This is a genomic window from Paenibacillus sp. 79R4 (assembly GCF_013393165.1).
Classification (GTDB): domain Bacteria; phylum Bacillota; class Bacilli; order Paenibacillales; family Paenibacillaceae; genus Fontibacillus.
Map to the genome: position 1 here is coordinate 84,816 of NZ_QJOT01000012.1, position 16,471 is coordinate 101,286.

Genomic DNA, 16,471 nt, shown 5'->3' on the forward strand with positions numbered 1-16,471 from the left:
TTTTCAATTATAGTCAACTATTCTGAAGCATCCCTCGTTCATTCTGATACTATAGAGGTGGTATTCTTTATTCTAATCAATCACCACCGTAAAGAACGGAGAGATCTAAGCATGATCATTTGGAAAGGAAATCAACCGAGCGCTCACGATCTGATGCAGCTTCATGTTGAGGCGCTTTTTACACATGACCAGCATACACGACTTCATTCCGTCAATGAGCCTTGGCCTGGGGAAGCCCCTGCCCCGCGGTTCTTCTTGGGTAGAACAACAGACGGGAAAGCGATTTGTCGCTTCCGCTATGATGTGCAGGATACGCTTATCGCGCAGTTGCAGGAGCTATGTGCCGATGAAGCCGCTGTTCAGGATTTTCAGACAAAGCCGAGGCATTTCGGGGCGTACATGAGCCTTCTGCAAGGAGAGAGCTTTTCCATGGGACCCTGCTACCTTATTCCTCCGCTTGTTCCTCCATCCATACAAGTAATCAGCCTTACCCGTTCTAATATTCTGGAATGGCTGCCCATAGATTTCGAATGGCTTATCTCTGAGATCGACTATGCGCAGCCTTGCGTAGCATGGATTCACAATAACCAGGCCGTCTCAATCTGCCGTAGCGTACGTATCACTTCGCAAGCCCATGAAGCGGGTCTGGAAACGCTGGAACCGTATCGCGGAAGAGGATATGCTGGCCCTGTCGTTGCCGGATGGGCGGCTGCAGTACGCAAGGCAGGGAATCTCCCCCTATACAGCACAGTAACGGAGAATACGGCATCTCAAAGCGTTGCTGGAAAACTCGGTTTGCCCTTCTATGGAGTTAATTTCATAATCTATTGATGATGCCTTGCCAGTACTAATCACTGCTATCTTCCGGATCCAGCATAGATAGCAGTTCCCGAATGGCAGCAGCCTGCTGATCGTTGTCGTTCATGATGCTGACGAAGACGGGAATGGCCTCTCTAAGTTGTACATAACTGAAATAATAGTAACTGAAAAAAGGACGCTGCTCATAACCCGGAGGCTCCTCAGCTTCCCATGACATCTCATCATCCTCTTCGTACTCCGGCCATAAATAGGCCTCATCCAGCAATTCCTCCATCGACTCAACCGTATTTTGCGGGTTCATGTAATCGATCAGGATAGCAGACGCGACAGCTGAATAAAGGGCGATTTCCTCTGTTGTGACCTGCTCCGGAAGCTTCTCTGCAAGCTGACCTAGAAGAATGAGCAATACCCATGGCGTTGTCTGCCATAAGGTGCTCTGATGCTCAATCAGATGGGCCAGTTCCCCGTACTGCTTCGTCTCGATCAGTCTAGGAATATCCGTGCCTCTTCCATAAGCGGTCGTCAGTCGCTGCCAGGGAATACTATCAACGGTTCGGGTCGACCATGCGCTTCTCGTCATTTCTCATCTCCTCCTCATTTCAAACCCCTATACTTCATCTACAAGATTATACCGCCAAATTCCTCTATTGATCATCAGATCAGGATATGAAAGGGGCGCCCCTTTACAGATCAGCATATCTGCAAGAGCGCCCCAATTTCTACTGCATTTCTTTACCTGTTAACTCACGAACCACGGCCTTCTCCCGATTCTGCCGAATATGCGGTTCCTTGCGAAACACCCACCAGCGGCTGCCGGCAAAGTTTAAAATTACGCCGAGAACCGTGACCGCTCCCTTGCTTATCCATAGCGGGATGCCAAGCTGCTCATGCAAGAGCAGCATGCAGGCGGAAGTAACTCCCAGCGTCAGCAGATTCAGCAAGACGAAGCGCAGCAGCCCTTTGGTCAGCGCGCCCTCCTGCTTAAATGTCCACTTCCTGTTCATCAGGAAGCTGTTCAGTACCCCGCATCCATAAGCAATGATCTGCGCTGCAAGCCAAGGCAGCTGCCACCAGATTAACAACGCAAATACGCCGATGTCTACGCCGGTGTTCACGATCCCTACAAGGCCAAAGAGGATAAAGGAACGTAGTGAATCACGCATCGCATTAGACTTCATAGGGATCTCACCTTCCATCCAATTTTTCTAACCCAGTCAGTTCACAAAGTGCGTTTTTGATAAAAAACGGATTTTATCCGGTACTGAAAACCGTACTCATGGGAGATGCACTATACGTCATACTCCATCTTCTGCCGCGCCTTCGCGATAAAATCAAGTGGAGTCTCGACTTCTTCAGAATACTGCATCGCTCCGATCGTCAGCTTCATATCAAGCTTGTACTTGTTCGAGAACTCAATATTGTTGAACGATTCCACCTTCTCCTTCAGACGCTGCACCACGATCTTGGCGCCATCCTCATCCGTGAACAGCAGAAGTCCCCAAGTAGGATGATCTGCATTCAGCATATAAAGGGAATCATTCATGCGAATGCTCGTCTCGCTCATTCGCGAGATGTCATAGACCATATCGGTGATCTGGGCCTGACTTACCATCCGGCTCAGTTCGTCCCAATGTTTGACCGTCATGACGACCAGAGTTAACGGGATTTGATAACGCTTGGACAACGCCATGAACACGGTGGCATCGCTTTGAAAAGAGCGGGTATTCTTCAAATTGGTATGTTCATCTAAGGTAGCTAATGATGCATTCTTCGCTTGAAGCTGCTCCTTCTCCTGCTGGAGACGCCGATTAGCATAGGTCAGCAGGGCGATAACCGCCGTCAGAACCGGCATCATTACCAGCCAATAGTAATGATAGCTCTGAAGCGGCTCGCCGACAATCACTGTTTGATAAATCGTATAGGTACCATATCCGAAGATAAACACGATGTTGAGAATCAGCCCTACGGTGATGCTGGTGAAGTAAGTTATTACAGCCACCAGGAACGATATATTCAACAAAATCATGTTGATAAGATAGCGGTCCGGGTCCCCCGCCGTGAACACGATATGGATGAAACAGACTACAAATAGCAGCAGAAATGCCGCATCCGACAACAAACTGCTTTGATAGCGCCTCATGACTCTCCCCCCGCTCTCTTTCTATGCTTACGGATCATGAGAACAAGCGATACGACCACCAGGAGGAAGGTAAGTCCAGCGGCCACGATAAAGCCCATGACATCGCCTCGTTCGGTAATCTGTGCGACTAGGCCCTGATCTTTCGGCTCCGCTTGCTTCTTAAAGCGGAAAGCCTTCGTATTGCCGTCTACATCGGTGACAACACCGTCTCCATAGACCTTCCATTTGGCGCTGTCCGTTGCCAGCAGCCCCGAAGCCAGGTAACTGTATTTCGAGCTTGCCCCTGTAACCGCAAGCCAGGCATATCCCTTCGCATAAGGAGACTCCATTAACTGCAGCGTGCCGATCCGCTTACCGTAGTTCTCCTCGATACTCATCTTCTCATTGGATTGTATCCCTTCCCCATTGGACCCGTACTGGAAAAACAACTTGCTGTTGTTCTTCTGAAGCCAGGCATTATCCTTGTAGGAACCGATGGAAATGAGATTGTGCTGCTGCAGCTCGGATTCTCCCGGCAGCTTGCCGTCGGTATAGAAACTTACCTCGCCAGTATTGGCTTCCGCATACTTGCCAAGCAAATGGAACAGATTGCCGATAGTCTGATAGCCGTAGGAGTCCAACTGCTCCGGCAATAATACTGCGATCTTGTTGAAGCTCGCATCCCTCAGGAACGGATTCGGATAATTGTTGAACAACAAGTCCGTGCGATCCTTCGTATTCAATTGAAGCATAGAATCCTTGGTAATAAACGCCCAGGGCATCTGATCCTGAAGTTCAATACAGCCGGCGCTGATCAATTCCAGATCAAAGGCCACCGTAACCGAGAAATTGCCTGAAACCTCAAGATTCTTCGGAATCGTCAGTGTAAGCTGATCCTGGTTCGCCGCCTCCTTGGTCAGCTTCTTGCTGCCAATCGGCGTGTCATTAATGAGAACCGTCACGAGCGAACGGTCAAAATCCAGATTGTCCGAATAGCGGAAATCAAGGCTGATCTTGCTCGATTCAGCAATGAAGCGATTCGCTGGCAGCGAGACGAAGTAGCTCTTCTCTTGATGCATCATCCCGTTCAGCTTGTCCCCGGTCTCCGTAAGCGTTACATTGCGGCTTACGCTAATCTTCGGCGTCTCTACCCTCGTGTCGGCATCAAGCCATTTCTCCGCTCCGTCCAGTTGGTCTATCAACGTCTGATTCCCAATCAGGCGTCCCGCCTTCTTAAGCAGAGCAGGGTCCTCTGATGTCACGATCAGCGCGGTTTGCCCGCCCGACTTCACGACGCGGATCAGCGCTTTATCCGCAAGGCTGACTTGTCCCAGGGCCTGCTTCCATTGATCCGGCAAATCTTTATATAGCGATACAACCACCACTGTCTCGCGCTCAGTTAGCGTGGAGTCTCCCCACGGAAGCATCGGTATTGAATTATTCTCCGAGCGGTTGCCCTTGGCAAAGCCGGAAAGCGCATATATCGCCGCTTCAAGCTCAGCCGGGTCGCTGTCCTTGGGAACGCTAAGCGCGCTAAGCCCCTGCTCTAACGAATCCAGACCGATGAACCGTTGATTGAAATCACGAATGCTTTCTCCAATGTCTTTTTTGGAATAATTGACTGTAACATAGGAGCTCTTGTACAACTCAAGCCAATTGTCTCGCTTCTCTACAGGCACGCAGATTTGATCCGGCAAATGGGTCACAATATATCCCTCGATGGAGAGCGAGTTACTCCCTGACACCAGCAGATTCTTAGGCACAGCAACACTTATCGTCTGCCTCTTCTGTTCATCCACCACAGGGCGGAAAGAATAAAATGCCGTACCATTCATCTTGAGCGTAACACTCGATACTTCCCTTCTTGATAGCTGGGTGGCCTGATAATCGAGATTTAGCGTCAGCGTATTAACATCCCAGTAATCCTCAAGCTGAACATACAACGTTCGCGCTGCCGTAACCCCCGATAATGACACGTTCGATGAAGTCAAAGGCGCTTCATAAGTGAACTTGTCTCCGCTCTGTACGGGTTCGGCATATACCTGGCCGCAGGATATTACGAATAGGATGAAGCATAAAATACCTGAGATCATAGACCTTCTTTTCACGTTTCTCCCCCTTATCTTAATAGCGTTCGGTTTTGTACCACTTTACTTCTCTTTTAAAGATCAGATCCTTGATGTAGTTATATAGGCCGTAAGCAGCTACGACCATCCACAACTGACAATAAGAAACATACATCAGCATAATAATCCATAGGTTGGAGAGCCTCATCTCTCCCTTCTCCGTAATTAACGTCACGAAGGTCCCCGTCACAAATAGGATGATAGCCAGCAGCCACAGGAATGAACTGAGGCCAGCTATCGTAGTATGAACAAGCCCCAATGCATATAAAATAAGCAGAACGTCGGACATAATGAGCGAAGTCAGCAATAAGAAGTAAATCGATAAGAAATAGAGAAGGTCAAAATGAATCCGCCTCGCTGAACGATCGAACAAGAGCGGCAAGTTTTTGACAATAACATAAATATTGCCCTTTGCCCATCTCGTCCGCTGTTTGAACCATACCTTCAACGTCTGCGGCTCCTGCTCCCAGGTGACCGACTTGGGCTGGAACTTGATGCGGTAGCCCATCATGTAAATGCGGAAGCTGATCTCCGTATCCTCGGCGATCGCCTTGACATCCCAGCCGCCAATCCGCTCAATAATTTCCCGGCGCATAATAAAGTTTGTCCCCGGGATGGTACACAGCTTGAAGAGCTTCCAACGCCCGGCCTGAGCCATCCATTGGAAGGACAGCGTCTCAACATTGATAAAGCGTGTGAGTAGGCTGGCATTGCGATTACGGGTACGGAATTTGCCGATCACCGCTCCCAGTGTCTGATCATGAGTAATTTCCCCGACAAGATAGCGCAGAGCGGTCTTCTCCGGCGTATTATCGGCATCGTAAATGGCGATATATTCCCCTTTGCTCTGTTTGAAGCCAATGTTTAGAGCATTGGACTTGCCTTTGCCGCCGGTAATATGATCCGTGTTAATGACGATCAAATTCCGTCCCGTGTACTTGTTCTGAAGCTTCGCCAGGAGTTCGCGGCTATTATCGCTCGAATTGTCATTAATCACGATGATCTCATAACAGTCATGCGGATAATCCAGGGCAAGCAAAGCCTCTACCGTCTGCGTGATCACCTTCCCCTCATTATGGGCCGGCACCATCAGCGTGACGAAGGGAATCTCCTTCGGAAGCGGCGGCACCTCGCGCCTCTCATTCTCCATGTAGTACAGGTATCCGGAAATGATCAGCACCACATTAACGAGAAGCAGCGACCATATACTGATGACAGCGATCAGCATTAAGATATCTGCAGCAGTCATGACTGCCTCCTTACTTATAAAATTTCCTCTTATACATGCGATATCCAATAATCAGGAAACCGGAAAATACGAACAACGTGATAAAAATGATAATGATAAAAATTCTGTTCTGGACCGAAAACCAGGTTTCAAAGCTTTTTTGCTCCTGCTGCTTATATTCGTAATCAGAGCTTGTCTCTACATGGCCGGCCTGAATGCCTATATTCGTTCCGTTTAATACAAGTGAGCCACGCTCTGATCCTAATTGATTGGCCTCAGTCGCTACGGCATGCACCTCATTCTTATAGTCTTCGAAATGAATCCAGGTGTTGCGGAGTTGATCTGTCAGGCTCGCAAGCTCTTCCTCTGTCTGTACAAAATCATATGTGATCGCCAGATCCATCGGAGGCGGATCGACCATCCGCTCCTCGATCAAGTATCGCTGCAAGTACGATTGAGTCACGCTGTATAACGAGGACGGGAACGCCTGCGACCGATTGAGCTCCGCCTTGTGGACCGGGCGCTTGTCCGGGAAGAGGACAACAGAGTCGAAGAATGACATCCCTTCCTTAACAAAATGCTCGTCATACGACCAATACATTTCCGTTCCAATCCCTAGCGGCACAACGCCCGCCTCTGCCAGCACATCAATAAAATGCTCCATCTGACGATACAGGCTGCGATCCAGGTCCTGAATGGTCGTTGCGACAACAGGCGACTCGACCAGGATCGTGCCATTGCGGGACTGAACATATTTCAATGTATTGATATAGCGCTCCATAGACGGATAATCCGTATTGTTGAATACCGGATGCACACTAATGATGAAGGGAATCCCCGCCTCAAACAGCTCATCTGACATTCGTTCCAGCAAAGACAAGTTCGAAAAAGGATAAATCTCTTTGAACAGAAGATAATTATGGCCGTTTTCTCTCTGCTGAACCCAATCCTTGAGCACATAGGATACAGCCATCTCACTTAACGTATCCTTCTCCAAGAAAGGAACATAAGCGTACCCTCCCTTGCTCATCCCATAGGGATAACTGGTATCCTGTATCTTCAGCGTGCCATATTCCTGCACATTTGGTGTATTTGAATTATAGATAGATGGAAGATGAATCGACTTCTGCGAGAAAGGGCCAATCGACAAATCCGCCATTTTCTCTACGGCTTGCACTTGCAGGCCTAATGCATGAACCATTTTGGCCCGTGGCGAAGCTCCGATGTAGAGCATATCTCCCGAATAAGACTGCAAATCTCTGAAATAATCACTATTCTCTTCCGCAAGATCAGAGCGGTTCTGCACCTCGATCAGCCCGGAATACCCCTTCAACGCTCCTGCAGTATAAGTATCGAGCGACTGGACCGTGACCTGAACCTGAAATGCGGCAAGCAGCCGCTTCAAAGCTTCCACATTGCCTTCCCTCTCTGTTCCTACATCCAGGCTGTCATAGATGATAAGTACTGAGGAAGAGGAAGTCCGCGTATCCGCCAGGGCCAGGGATGGACCCAGGGGAAGAATAAGACCTATCATAAGCGGTATCAATACCGCAGTCAGCCAGCGACAATGACAAAGACGATGATGCCCCCTCAAGCAGATCCTCCTCTCCTCTTCGTTACGGCTCATGATGCACCGTCGGCTTGTTCTGCCATAGATTACGGCAAATGGCATCCGCAATCGCCGTGAATGTAACTAAATCAAATGCGGCTGTGAATAGAAATTCATGCTTTGACAAGTCCGCATCCCCGGCCCCGATAATCGAGACGAGTATTCCCGACAGCCCCATAAACATCAGCATTAACACCAGAGGAAGCCGTACCATGCCCCGCACATTTCGAGCTTTAACGGCCGCGATAAACTGCGGGGTGTATATCCCCGTAATGACCAGCATCCAGATCACAATGAAGCCGAAGGTCTTGGGTGCGAGCGCTCGCTTAAGTTCACTGTATCCGGAGAAGAATTTCGTCTGGGTCCCAAAAGGCTTGCCGGCCGCTTTCTCATAGTTGCCCATCGCGGGCGGACGAATCGTAAATGCATTTTTCGCCGCAATATCGAGCATCTTCCCCGCTTGATCCGGGTGGCTGATATAGTAAGCAAGAATGGATACGAAGCCATAATGTTTATAGAAGTTATCCTCAAGTATCGGAGAGTTTACATCTACAGTCGTGTAAGGTTCATAATAAATGCTCTCATTGAGAACCGCATACTGCCTGTCAATTCCAAAGCTCTTCAAGGTTGCCTCCGGGTCTTCAGACTGCATCAGAACACCGCGTGTCATCGCATGGTATTTGTTAATGTTTACGAACTCCTTCGGAATCAGCACATAGGTGGCGATACCAGCAAACATCAACAGAGCAAGCGATGAAGCTACCATCGCGCGAAAGGTGCGCTGTCGGCGAACGAAGATAATAATCACTCCCATGACAGCAATAATGATGCCGACAGGGGCATTTTGCTGTTTGCTGGTCGTCAGCAAGAGCCCGCTAATCAAGAAGATCATCATCATCGCATAGTCAGAGTATCGTCCACGGAATAACAGCAGCCCTGAGGCAAATAAATAAATGAGCATAATCCAGACCATACTCTCACTAAAAAACGAATTAAAAAAAGCAGTATAAGCGGTGTCCGCAAACAAGAAAACAGCCAGCACGGCTACGATATACCCGTATTTGCGCTTCATTCTCCAGGTTATGGCTTCGACGAACAGATAGACGGCAAAGGTATATAAAGCAGTCAGGAGCGCCCCTTGCACCCGAATGTCGAACACCTGCTTGTCGAACCATTGATTGATCCAGACCGACAGGCGGATTAGCAGAGATTGCGATGAGGTCAAGGTCGCCCCATTCTCATTAAAATACTGAAAGATTCCAAACCCCTTATTGAAATAGCCTAAATACAAACTGTCATAATCAGGCGTATTGAAGTATAAACCATTGCTATATAACACACGGAAGTAGTCCCCATTATCAGCCATCCCGATATAGGGCGGCACGAACAAGGCAATGACGGTAATGATCAGTACTAGTGCCGCTGCGAACAGAGATGGTGAAACATAACGGCTGAACGGTGCGATTCTATATTTCAGCTTGTTCAACCCATGAGCCTTATCTGCCAAATGACTTCACCTGCCTTCTTGCCTGCCCATCCCCGGCTCTAGTGAGCATAGGCAAGCAATGCCATTAAATTATCAAATGAAAAGGCCTGCTTCGTCCCTGAGTCCCCGAAGCCGCCGTAGAACGGGCTTGTCTTATCATGAACCTGATATTTCTCCATCTGCTGAATGCTATCTCTATATAATCCATCATCCCCGACAACCGACCCGATCATCGCCGCTATGGCATATATTGCGGTGGACTGGATCTGATTTAACGGCTTGCCCTGCAGGTCATATTGGCCGTAAAGTGTTCCTCTACTCACCTGATCCTTTAAGTAAGCGATGCTCTCAGGACGCTCCAGCCCTGACTCTGCTAATGACAGGACTACCAGCAGCGACTCTACGGTATTAATTCCTTCCGAATGATATGAATCCGTATCATACTCGTATCTTGTCTCATAGAAAGGAAAAGCATCCGATAAATATCCGTTCTGCAATATCGCTTGCATATTTTGAGTCAACGCCGTCTTCTGCTCAGCGGGAATCGGCAGCCGCTGCAAGGTCTTCAGATCGATATAACATAGAGTGACAAAGTTATTGTTATTCTTGTATTTCTCATCATAAAAATCGAACATCCTGTTATCCTTGGTGTTATAACGATAGAACAATGCTCCGTAGCTGTCGGCCAGCTCCTTATATTCCGGGGCAAACCGATCGCCCGCCTCATACAGGGCCCGAATGATCCGGAGATCATCCACCGCAGCATTAATCGTATACTTCTCACTCTGTTTGGGGCTGTACCGGTAACTAAAACCCGAAGGAAGTTCGAAGACTCGCTTGGCCCGCTCCCATTCCGCCTGAAAATCCTCCTCGCGGTTCGTTAATACGTAGTAGCGCATCATTAAACCGGCTGATTCGCTGAGCACCTCATGCCCGCTGGCAGCCGTCCCTGTCTCATTACTATCCAGATAGTTCGTATACACTCCATCAGGACCGTATAATTGGCTTAGTACAAAATGTTCGGTGCGCTGGCGATACAGCTTCAATCGCTCCCGATATGCCGCATCACGGTTAATCAATGAACGATCCGGCTGTGTATGTTCGACTGGCTCAGCCGTCTGCCCTTGTTGCAGAGGCCTATTGCCGCAAGCTGCAAGCGCACTGAACAGTACCGGCACAACGAGCAGAAATATCCCGACTCGCTTCAACTTCTGTCTTCTATTCAAGGTCTTGCACCACAACTTTCCAATCGTTATTTGGTGATCATCTCCGAAGGGGGATAATATTGATAAGATTCATTTAAATGTGTCTCTTCATGAGGATAATGAACCGTCTCTCTGACAATATATTGAGGTCTGTTCTTGCTCTCGTCGTAGATCCGGGCAATATATTCACCCATCACTCCGAGCGATAGCATTTGAACACCACTGAACAATGTAATGGCCGTCATAATTGACGTCCAACCCCGTTCTACCTGAGGAAGGTCGAACAGCTTCGCGCACAGGGAGTACACGAGTACAATAAAGGCCAGTACCATAGTAAGCATTCCCATCCGGGTAATCAGCTTCAGCGGTTTGGACGAAAATGAGAAAATACCGTCGGAAGCAAAAGCCAGCATCTTCCTTAATGGATATTTCGTTGTACCTGCCACCCGCTCATGCCGATCATACTCAACAAAGGTCTGTTTGAATCCGATCCAACTGACGATCCCACGAATAAATTTGTTCCGCTCTGTCATTCGGTTGAATACATGCACCACTTTACGGTCAATCAAGCGAAAATCACCGGTATCGCGAGGGATATCCGTATCCGACATCCGCTGGAGGAAGCGATAGAACATCGACGCCGAAGCAAGCTTGAACCAGGTCTCCCCTTTGCGCTTCCTGCGCTTGCCATACACTACTTCATAGCCATCTTCCCATTTCTCCACCATCTGATGGATCACTTCAGGAGGGTCCTGTAAATCTGCATCAATAATAACGACGCAATCCCCTCTCGACATATTGATTCCTGCGGTTACTGCTGCTTGATGGCCGAAATTTCTGGCAAAATTAACGATCCGGATATGTTCATCCAGTCTGGCCAATTCATCAAGGATGCCCAACGTACGGTCCTGGCTCCCATCGTTTACAAAGACAAGCTCATAATCATAGCTTGTGGCGATCATCACATCGGTTAATGCATAGTAGCATTGCCGAATGACCTCCTCCTCATTGTAAGCAGGGATCACTACCGATATGCACTTGGCATTCATTTCTCCCACTCCTTAGAATTTATAAACTATAACAGCGAATATGATCATCAAGTCCCCTTTAAAAATGAAGATTCGACAAAAAACGGAAAATTCGTGCTAAAAAAACTCTTTTTCACTTTATTACTATCACTTTCAAATATTTTCATATTTTTCGATGATTTTCAATTTTAAACAGCATAAATATGGCTTTAAAAACTTATTTTGGGGAATTTTGTGGCTTTGAGGAGCTTTTTTGATCACTATATTGAGTATTATAGCAGTTCAAACTGAACAATTTCTCAACAACATTGTAATATCAAACAAATACCTACAAATACACAAAAAACCAGCTATCCCTCGTTCATCATTTAACGCTCTTCCCTCGACATTTTAATCCTTTCCCTCTCCATTGGAAATAGAAAAACCGCCGGATTTCCGGCGGCTTATATCATAAAAATTATATAATCCTTATGCACTATACTAGATTACGAATTAATGATAATGCTCCCCAATGCAAGATTCACCGGGTTGGCGATCGTATCTCCCACCGGGCATTTGCTCTCCAGGAAGCGTACAAACTCGTCAACCTTATCCTTGGGAGAATCGGTCTTGATACGGAACGTATAACGGATATCAGAATATCCAGGCCGGACTGGGGCACGGTCAAAGAATCCATCCAGATCGAGATCACCTTCAACTTCTACCTGAAAATCATCCAGCTTCACCCCGAATTTGGACGCGTACACTCGGGCTACGATCGATTGGCACGCTCCGAGCGATGCCAGCAAGGCTTCCACCGGATTCATGCCTGTATCCGTTCCTCCCAAACTTTTGGGCTCATCAATCGTCAGCTCGAAATTGCGGGCAGTCGTCTTCACCCGAACTCCGTCCTGCAAATGCGCAGTCGCTTTAAAGGTATGTACAGCAGCCATCTTTTCAACCTCTCCTTTGTCTGGATTCGTCCGTTAGGCATCACTAAAACACACTTATCCACTTGGTTTTATAAGATATTATAAATTCACGGCTGCGGACTGTCAATCTTTAAGATTATGTTCACAACAACAAGGGTGCCCTTCGGTTCTATCCGATTAGGCACCCTATATCTCACAATCCCTTTTACTTCTTATGTTTCGATTGCTCCTGCCCGAATGCCGCCTTTGCATCTTCCACCATTTCTTTGGCGAACTCTTCCCTTTGCTTGTCGGGAACCGGCATCTTGTTCAGCGGAGTTGTCTGTACTTCATATTTGCTTAGGCCTTGGGATTTTTTGCCCATCTTCCTGCACCCCCTTCAGCTGTTATAGAGTCCAACTGTAGGATGAGGCAATAGACCTTTTTTTATGCGTTTGCCTTATTTCAAGATCCCTTTGAATGCTTCGGTTTGCTGTTTGATACCTACTTCAGTTGCAAAGCGCTCGATGCTGGATGCCCCGAAGAAGCCTTCAACATTCTTCGTTCGAGCCAGTACATACTCCGCATCTGCCGGTTCGGCAATAGGACCGCCGTGACACAGCACCATAATATCCGGATTCACGGCCTTGCCTGCATCACAGATCGCCTGAATTTTATCTACACAATCATCCAGGGTTAAGGCCGTCTTGGCACCGATCGTCCCCTTTGTCGTCAGCCCCATATGAGCAACGAGAATGTCTGCCCCCGCTTCAGCCATTTGCTTGGCCTGTTCCGGATCAAATACGTACGGAGTCGTTAGCAAACCCAGCTCATGCGCTTTACGGATCATTTCCACTTCCAGACCATACCCCATCCCCGTCTCTTCCAGGTTGGCGCGGAACACGCCGTCGATCAGACCTACCGTCGGGAAGTTTTGCACTCCAGCGAAGCCCTGGTCCTTCAATTGCTTCAGGAAGATGTCCATAATCCGGAATGGATCGGTGCCGCATACCCCGGCCAGAACCGGTGTATCCTTCACGACCGGAAGCACTTCATTTCCCATGTCCACAACGATCTGGTTCGCATCGCCGTAAGCCATCAGGCCCGCCAACGATCCGCGTCCTGCCATCCGGTAGCGGCCGGAATTATAAATAATGATGAGATCAACACCGCCTGCTTCCGCACTTTTGGCAGAAATCCCGGTTCCTGCGCCAGCACCCAACAGCACATTGCCTGCGGCCACCTCTGCTTTTAATTTCGCCAAAATCTCTGCTCTCGTCTTCATCTGTATTTCCTCCTTGGTTATATGAATTTTCGTGAGCTCCCTTCGGGCCGGCTCTTTTGAACTTTCGTCTCTCAGACCGCCATCCGCTTATTTACCCTGTTCCATCAGTTCCACTAGCTTCCTGGCAGCGGCCACTGCAAATGCCTGATCATTGATATTCGCATCCAGTTCAATGAGTTCAACCTTATCGCGATCGATACGCTGCCGCAGCGTGTTGAACAGCATCTCATCCTCGGCGGCTCCGCTAAATGCTCCCCCTTCGGTATCCAGCATCGAGACCCCTTTGAGCGGAAGCATTAATGCGGTTGGGCCTTCGGTCATGTTCAGCTTATCGGCAATAATCTCACCCAACTGGCGATTCTCCTCCACCGTCGTCCGCATCAGAGTAACCGATGGATTATGCTTGTACAGGTTGCGAGCCTTGAACTGCTCCGGCACCGTATCATACGGTCCGAAGTTCACCATATCAAGGGCACCGGTCGATACGACCTGCGGTACCTTACAGCGTCCGGCCGCCTCCAGTCGATGCGGGCCTGCAGCTAACACCCCGCCGACCAGTTCATCGCACCATTCAGTCGTGGTAAGATCCAGAACTCCGTCGATAAACCCGCCCTCAATCAGGCTCTCCATCGTTTGTCCGCCCGTTCCGGTAGCATGAAAGACAAGTACCTCATAGCCTTGTTCCTCTAAATACTCACGCGCATAGTCCACGCATGGCGTCGTGACACCAAACATCGTCGCTGCAATCAGCGGCTTTTTATCCTGCGGTGGAGCCGATTCGAACTGGACCATGCCTGCGATCGCATGCACGGCATTCGTAAATATTTGGGTTGAGAAGGAATTCAGCCCGGATACATCCACGATGGACGGGAACATCATAATATCGCTCGTCCCCACATAAGGGGCTGTATTCCCCGACGCAACGGTCGATACCATCAGCTTCGGCACACCGATCGGCAATGCTCTCATCCCCGCGGTTACAATCGATGTTCCACCCGTTCCGCCGAAGGATAAAATACCGTCAAATTTGCCTTCTGCGTAGAGCTTCGGGATCAACTGCTCCATTCCCTGAGCTAGCGCCTCCGTACCGATCGAGCGATCCTTCTTCCCGGCAATTTCATCGATGTTCATGCCCGCTGCCGCCGCGACGTCCCTATTCGAGACATCCGGGGCAAATAGCGGAGCAAACACGCCACAGTGAATCGTATAGGCTTTCAACCCCAGACCTTCAATCACTGATCTCACATACAAAAACTCTTTGCCTTTGGAATCAAATGTTCCCGCAATAGCTATCGTCTTCACCGTATGCCCTCCTTCAATCATTCGATTCAGGTTCCAGCGAAATTGAACCGCAGGCGATCGCCTTGAACCTCTATGTTTTCATAATACAGCGCTTTCAAAGGAAAGTAATCGTACGCTTGTATGATGTTCATGTATATTTGTCTGATGCTTGTTTGCGGAAGGATTGCGGCGTCATGCCGATATACTTCTTAAAGGTCTTGCTAAAATGAACATAATCCGAGTATCCCACCAGTTCGGCGATACTCGTTAGAGACAGCTTGGTATGCCTTATTATATCCTGAGCTTTATGGATACGATACTTGGCCAAGTACTCCGGAAAGGTACACCCTACCTCCTTATTAAAAAGCGCGCTAAGATGCGTCCGCGATACATGAATCTGATCCGCAAGATCCGTTAGCGAAATGTTGTTCATATAATTTTGGGCGATATGCTCTTTTACAATGGCAACATAATCATATGGTTCATCAAAAAGTGTCAGCTTACTCATCAGCCGTTGGTCCTGTTCCAATTCCCCCGTCACCTTGAAGCGATATGTGGTATCTACAATAGCTTCCTCTGTCGGAATCCGTTCAAAGCTTGAGCCCCCGACATACCCCATCGCCGATGTATTATCATACATATACTGCACATCAATGGGGGTATGCACAGGGCCTCCATAGATGAGTTTGATCGGGCTTCGTCCCGAGGCATCACATACCGCGAATATTTGCCTGGCCAGCTCCGCGCTGGTCTCCAGCGACAGAACCTTCTTCGTTCCCATCAAACCTCCCGCAGTCACCCCCAGATGAGCACAGATCACATCCGCCCCGGCATCAAGCATAAATGCCGCTTGTTCTGCATTAAATACGAAAGCCATCGTGAACATATTCTGCTGATGTGCGATGCGGATCGCCTCAACTTCCTGCAAATAAGAGATCCCTTCCTCCTCCAGCGCCTCACGAAATTGTCCGTCGATCAAACCAAGGGTGGGGTAATTGATCATTCCGGCAAAGCCGCTGCGGCGAATCGTCTCTAGATATGAAGGCAGGTCGATGGTCGGATCGCTTGCACATAAGCCGAATACTACAGGCTTGTCTCTAACAACAGACAAAATCTCTCGTGAACCAAATTCCATCACCATCTCATTAGAGTTGGCAAACGGCATCAGACCCGCGATAGAACCTAGGCCCATCTGTCTGAAGCGTCCCGAGTTCAACGCCAGGATCAGATCAGCCCCGCCTTTTACCGCATATTTTGCAGAGATTCCCGCTCCCGCAGCCACGCCGATAATATGCTCATTCGCATGAATCTGCGCATGCATATGCTCTACAATTCGCTCTCGATTGATTGTCATATTACTCCACCTTTTCCTGACCTCGAACATCCGCCCTGAAT

General features: G+C 48.6%; 15 protein-coding genes. 1 reads left to right on the top strand and 14 read right to left on the bottom strand.

Annotated features, from left to right (window positions below; all coding sequences use genetic code 11):
* The first annotated feature begins 111 nt into the window (after nt 1-111).
* Entirely contained in the window at nt 112-831 is a 720-nt protein-coding gene (aac(2')-IIb, locus tag DMN77_RS17285; protein ID WP_068778277.1) for a kasugamycin N-acetyltransferase AAC(2')-IIb, read from the top strand.
* A 16-nt stretch (nt 832-847) separates the two neighbouring features.
* Here aac(2')-IIb and DMN77_RS17290 read toward each other — a convergent pair whose 3' ends face one another.
* The 14 genes from DMN77_RS17290 to DMN77_RS17355 form a co-directional block, all read right to left on the bottom strand.
* Nucleotides 848-1,399, bottom strand: a complete 552-nt coding sequence (locus DMN77_RS17290) for a hypothetical protein (protein ID WP_068778278.1) — start codon at nt 1,397-1,399, stop codon at nt 848-850.
* Nucleotides 1,400-1,538: 139 nt separating this feature from the next.
* Nucleotides 1,539-1,997 (bottom strand): GtrA family protein, encoded by a 459-nt coding sequence (locus DMN77_RS17295; protein ID WP_256872466.1) that lies wholly within the window; start codon nt 1,995-1,997, stop codon nt 1,539-1,541.
* Between the two features lie 110 nt (nt 1,998-2,107).
* The gene (locus DMN77_RS17300) at nt 2,108-2,959 is read right to left on the bottom strand and encodes a diguanylate cyclase (protein WP_068778280.1); all 852 of its coding nucleotides are present in this window, start codon (nt 2,957-2,959) and stop codon (nt 2,108-2,110) included.
* Nucleotides 2,956-5,046, bottom strand: coding sequence for a cellulose biosynthesis cyclic di-GMP-binding regulatory protein BcsB (locus DMN77_RS17305; protein WP_179015812.1), 2,091 nt, complete (start codon nt 5,044-5,046; stop codon nt 2,956-2,958). The genes DMN77_RS17300 and DMN77_RS17305 overlap by 4 nt, the downstream gene beginning before the upstream one ends.
* A 16-nt stretch (nt 5,047-5,062) precedes the next feature.
* Complete coding sequence (locus tag DMN77_RS17310) at nt 5,063-6,313, bottom strand: glycosyltransferase family 2 protein (RefSeq protein ID WP_068778282.1); 1,251 nt, start codon at nt 6,311-6,313, stop codon at nt 5,063-5,065.
* Between the two features lie 10 nt (nt 6,314-6,323).
* Nucleotides 6,324-7,886, bottom strand: coding sequence for a hypothetical protein (locus tag DMN77_RS17315; RefSeq protein WP_179015813.1), 1,563 nt, complete (start codon nt 7,884-7,886; stop codon nt 6,324-6,326).
* A 22-nt stretch (nt 7,887-7,908) separates the two neighbouring features.
* Entirely contained in the window at nt 7,909-9,408 is a 1,500-nt protein-coding gene (gene wsfD / locus DMN77_RS17320) for a glycan biosynthesis hexose transferase WsfD (protein ID WP_179015814.1), read from the bottom strand.
* Nucleotides 9,409-9,446: 38 nt separating this feature from the next.
* Nucleotides 9,447-10,613 (bottom strand): hypothetical protein, encoded by a 1,167-nt coding sequence (locus DMN77_RS17325; RefSeq protein WP_179015815.1) that lies wholly within the window; start codon nt 10,611-10,613, stop codon nt 9,447-9,449.
* 26 nt (nt 10,614-10,639) lie between these two features.
* The gene (locus tag DMN77_RS17330) at nt 10,640-11,641 is read right to left on the bottom strand and encodes a glycosyltransferase (protein ID WP_179015816.1); all 1,002 of its coding nucleotides are present in this window, start codon (nt 11,639-11,641) and stop codon (nt 10,640-10,642) included.
* 464 nt (nt 11,642-12,105) lie between these two features.
* Nucleotides 12,106-12,552, bottom strand: a complete 447-nt coding sequence (locus tag DMN77_RS17335) for an OsmC family protein (protein ID WP_068778286.1) — start codon at nt 12,550-12,552, stop codon at nt 12,106-12,108.
* A gap of 184 nt (nt 12,553-12,736) precedes the next feature.
* Nucleotides 12,737-12,895 carry a hypothetical protein gene (locus DMN77_RS17340; RefSeq protein WP_157259333.1) on the bottom strand — a complete coding sequence of 53 codons (159 nt, stop codon included), beginning with the start codon at nt 12,893-12,895 and terminating at the stop codon, nt 12,737-12,739.
* Nucleotides 12,896-12,970: 75 nt separating this feature from the next.
* The gene (locus tag DMN77_RS17345) at nt 12,971-13,795 is read right to left on the bottom strand and encodes a phosphoenolpyruvate hydrolase family protein (RefSeq protein WP_068778287.1); all 825 of its coding nucleotides are present in this window, start codon (nt 13,793-13,795) and stop codon (nt 12,971-12,973) included.
* A gap of 87 nt (nt 13,796-13,882) precedes the next feature.
* Nucleotides 13,883-15,097, bottom strand: coding sequence for a Tm-1-like ATP-binding domain-containing protein (locus tag DMN77_RS17350; protein ID WP_068778288.1), 1,215 nt, complete (start codon nt 15,095-15,097; stop codon nt 13,883-13,885).
* Between the two features lie 127 nt (nt 15,098-15,224).
* Nucleotides 15,225-16,430, bottom strand: a complete 1,206-nt coding sequence (locus DMN77_RS17355) for a phosphoenolpyruvate hydrolase family protein (RefSeq protein ID WP_179015817.1) — start codon at nt 16,428-16,430, stop codon at nt 15,225-15,227.
* Nucleotides 16,431-16,471: the final 41 nt, after the last annotated feature.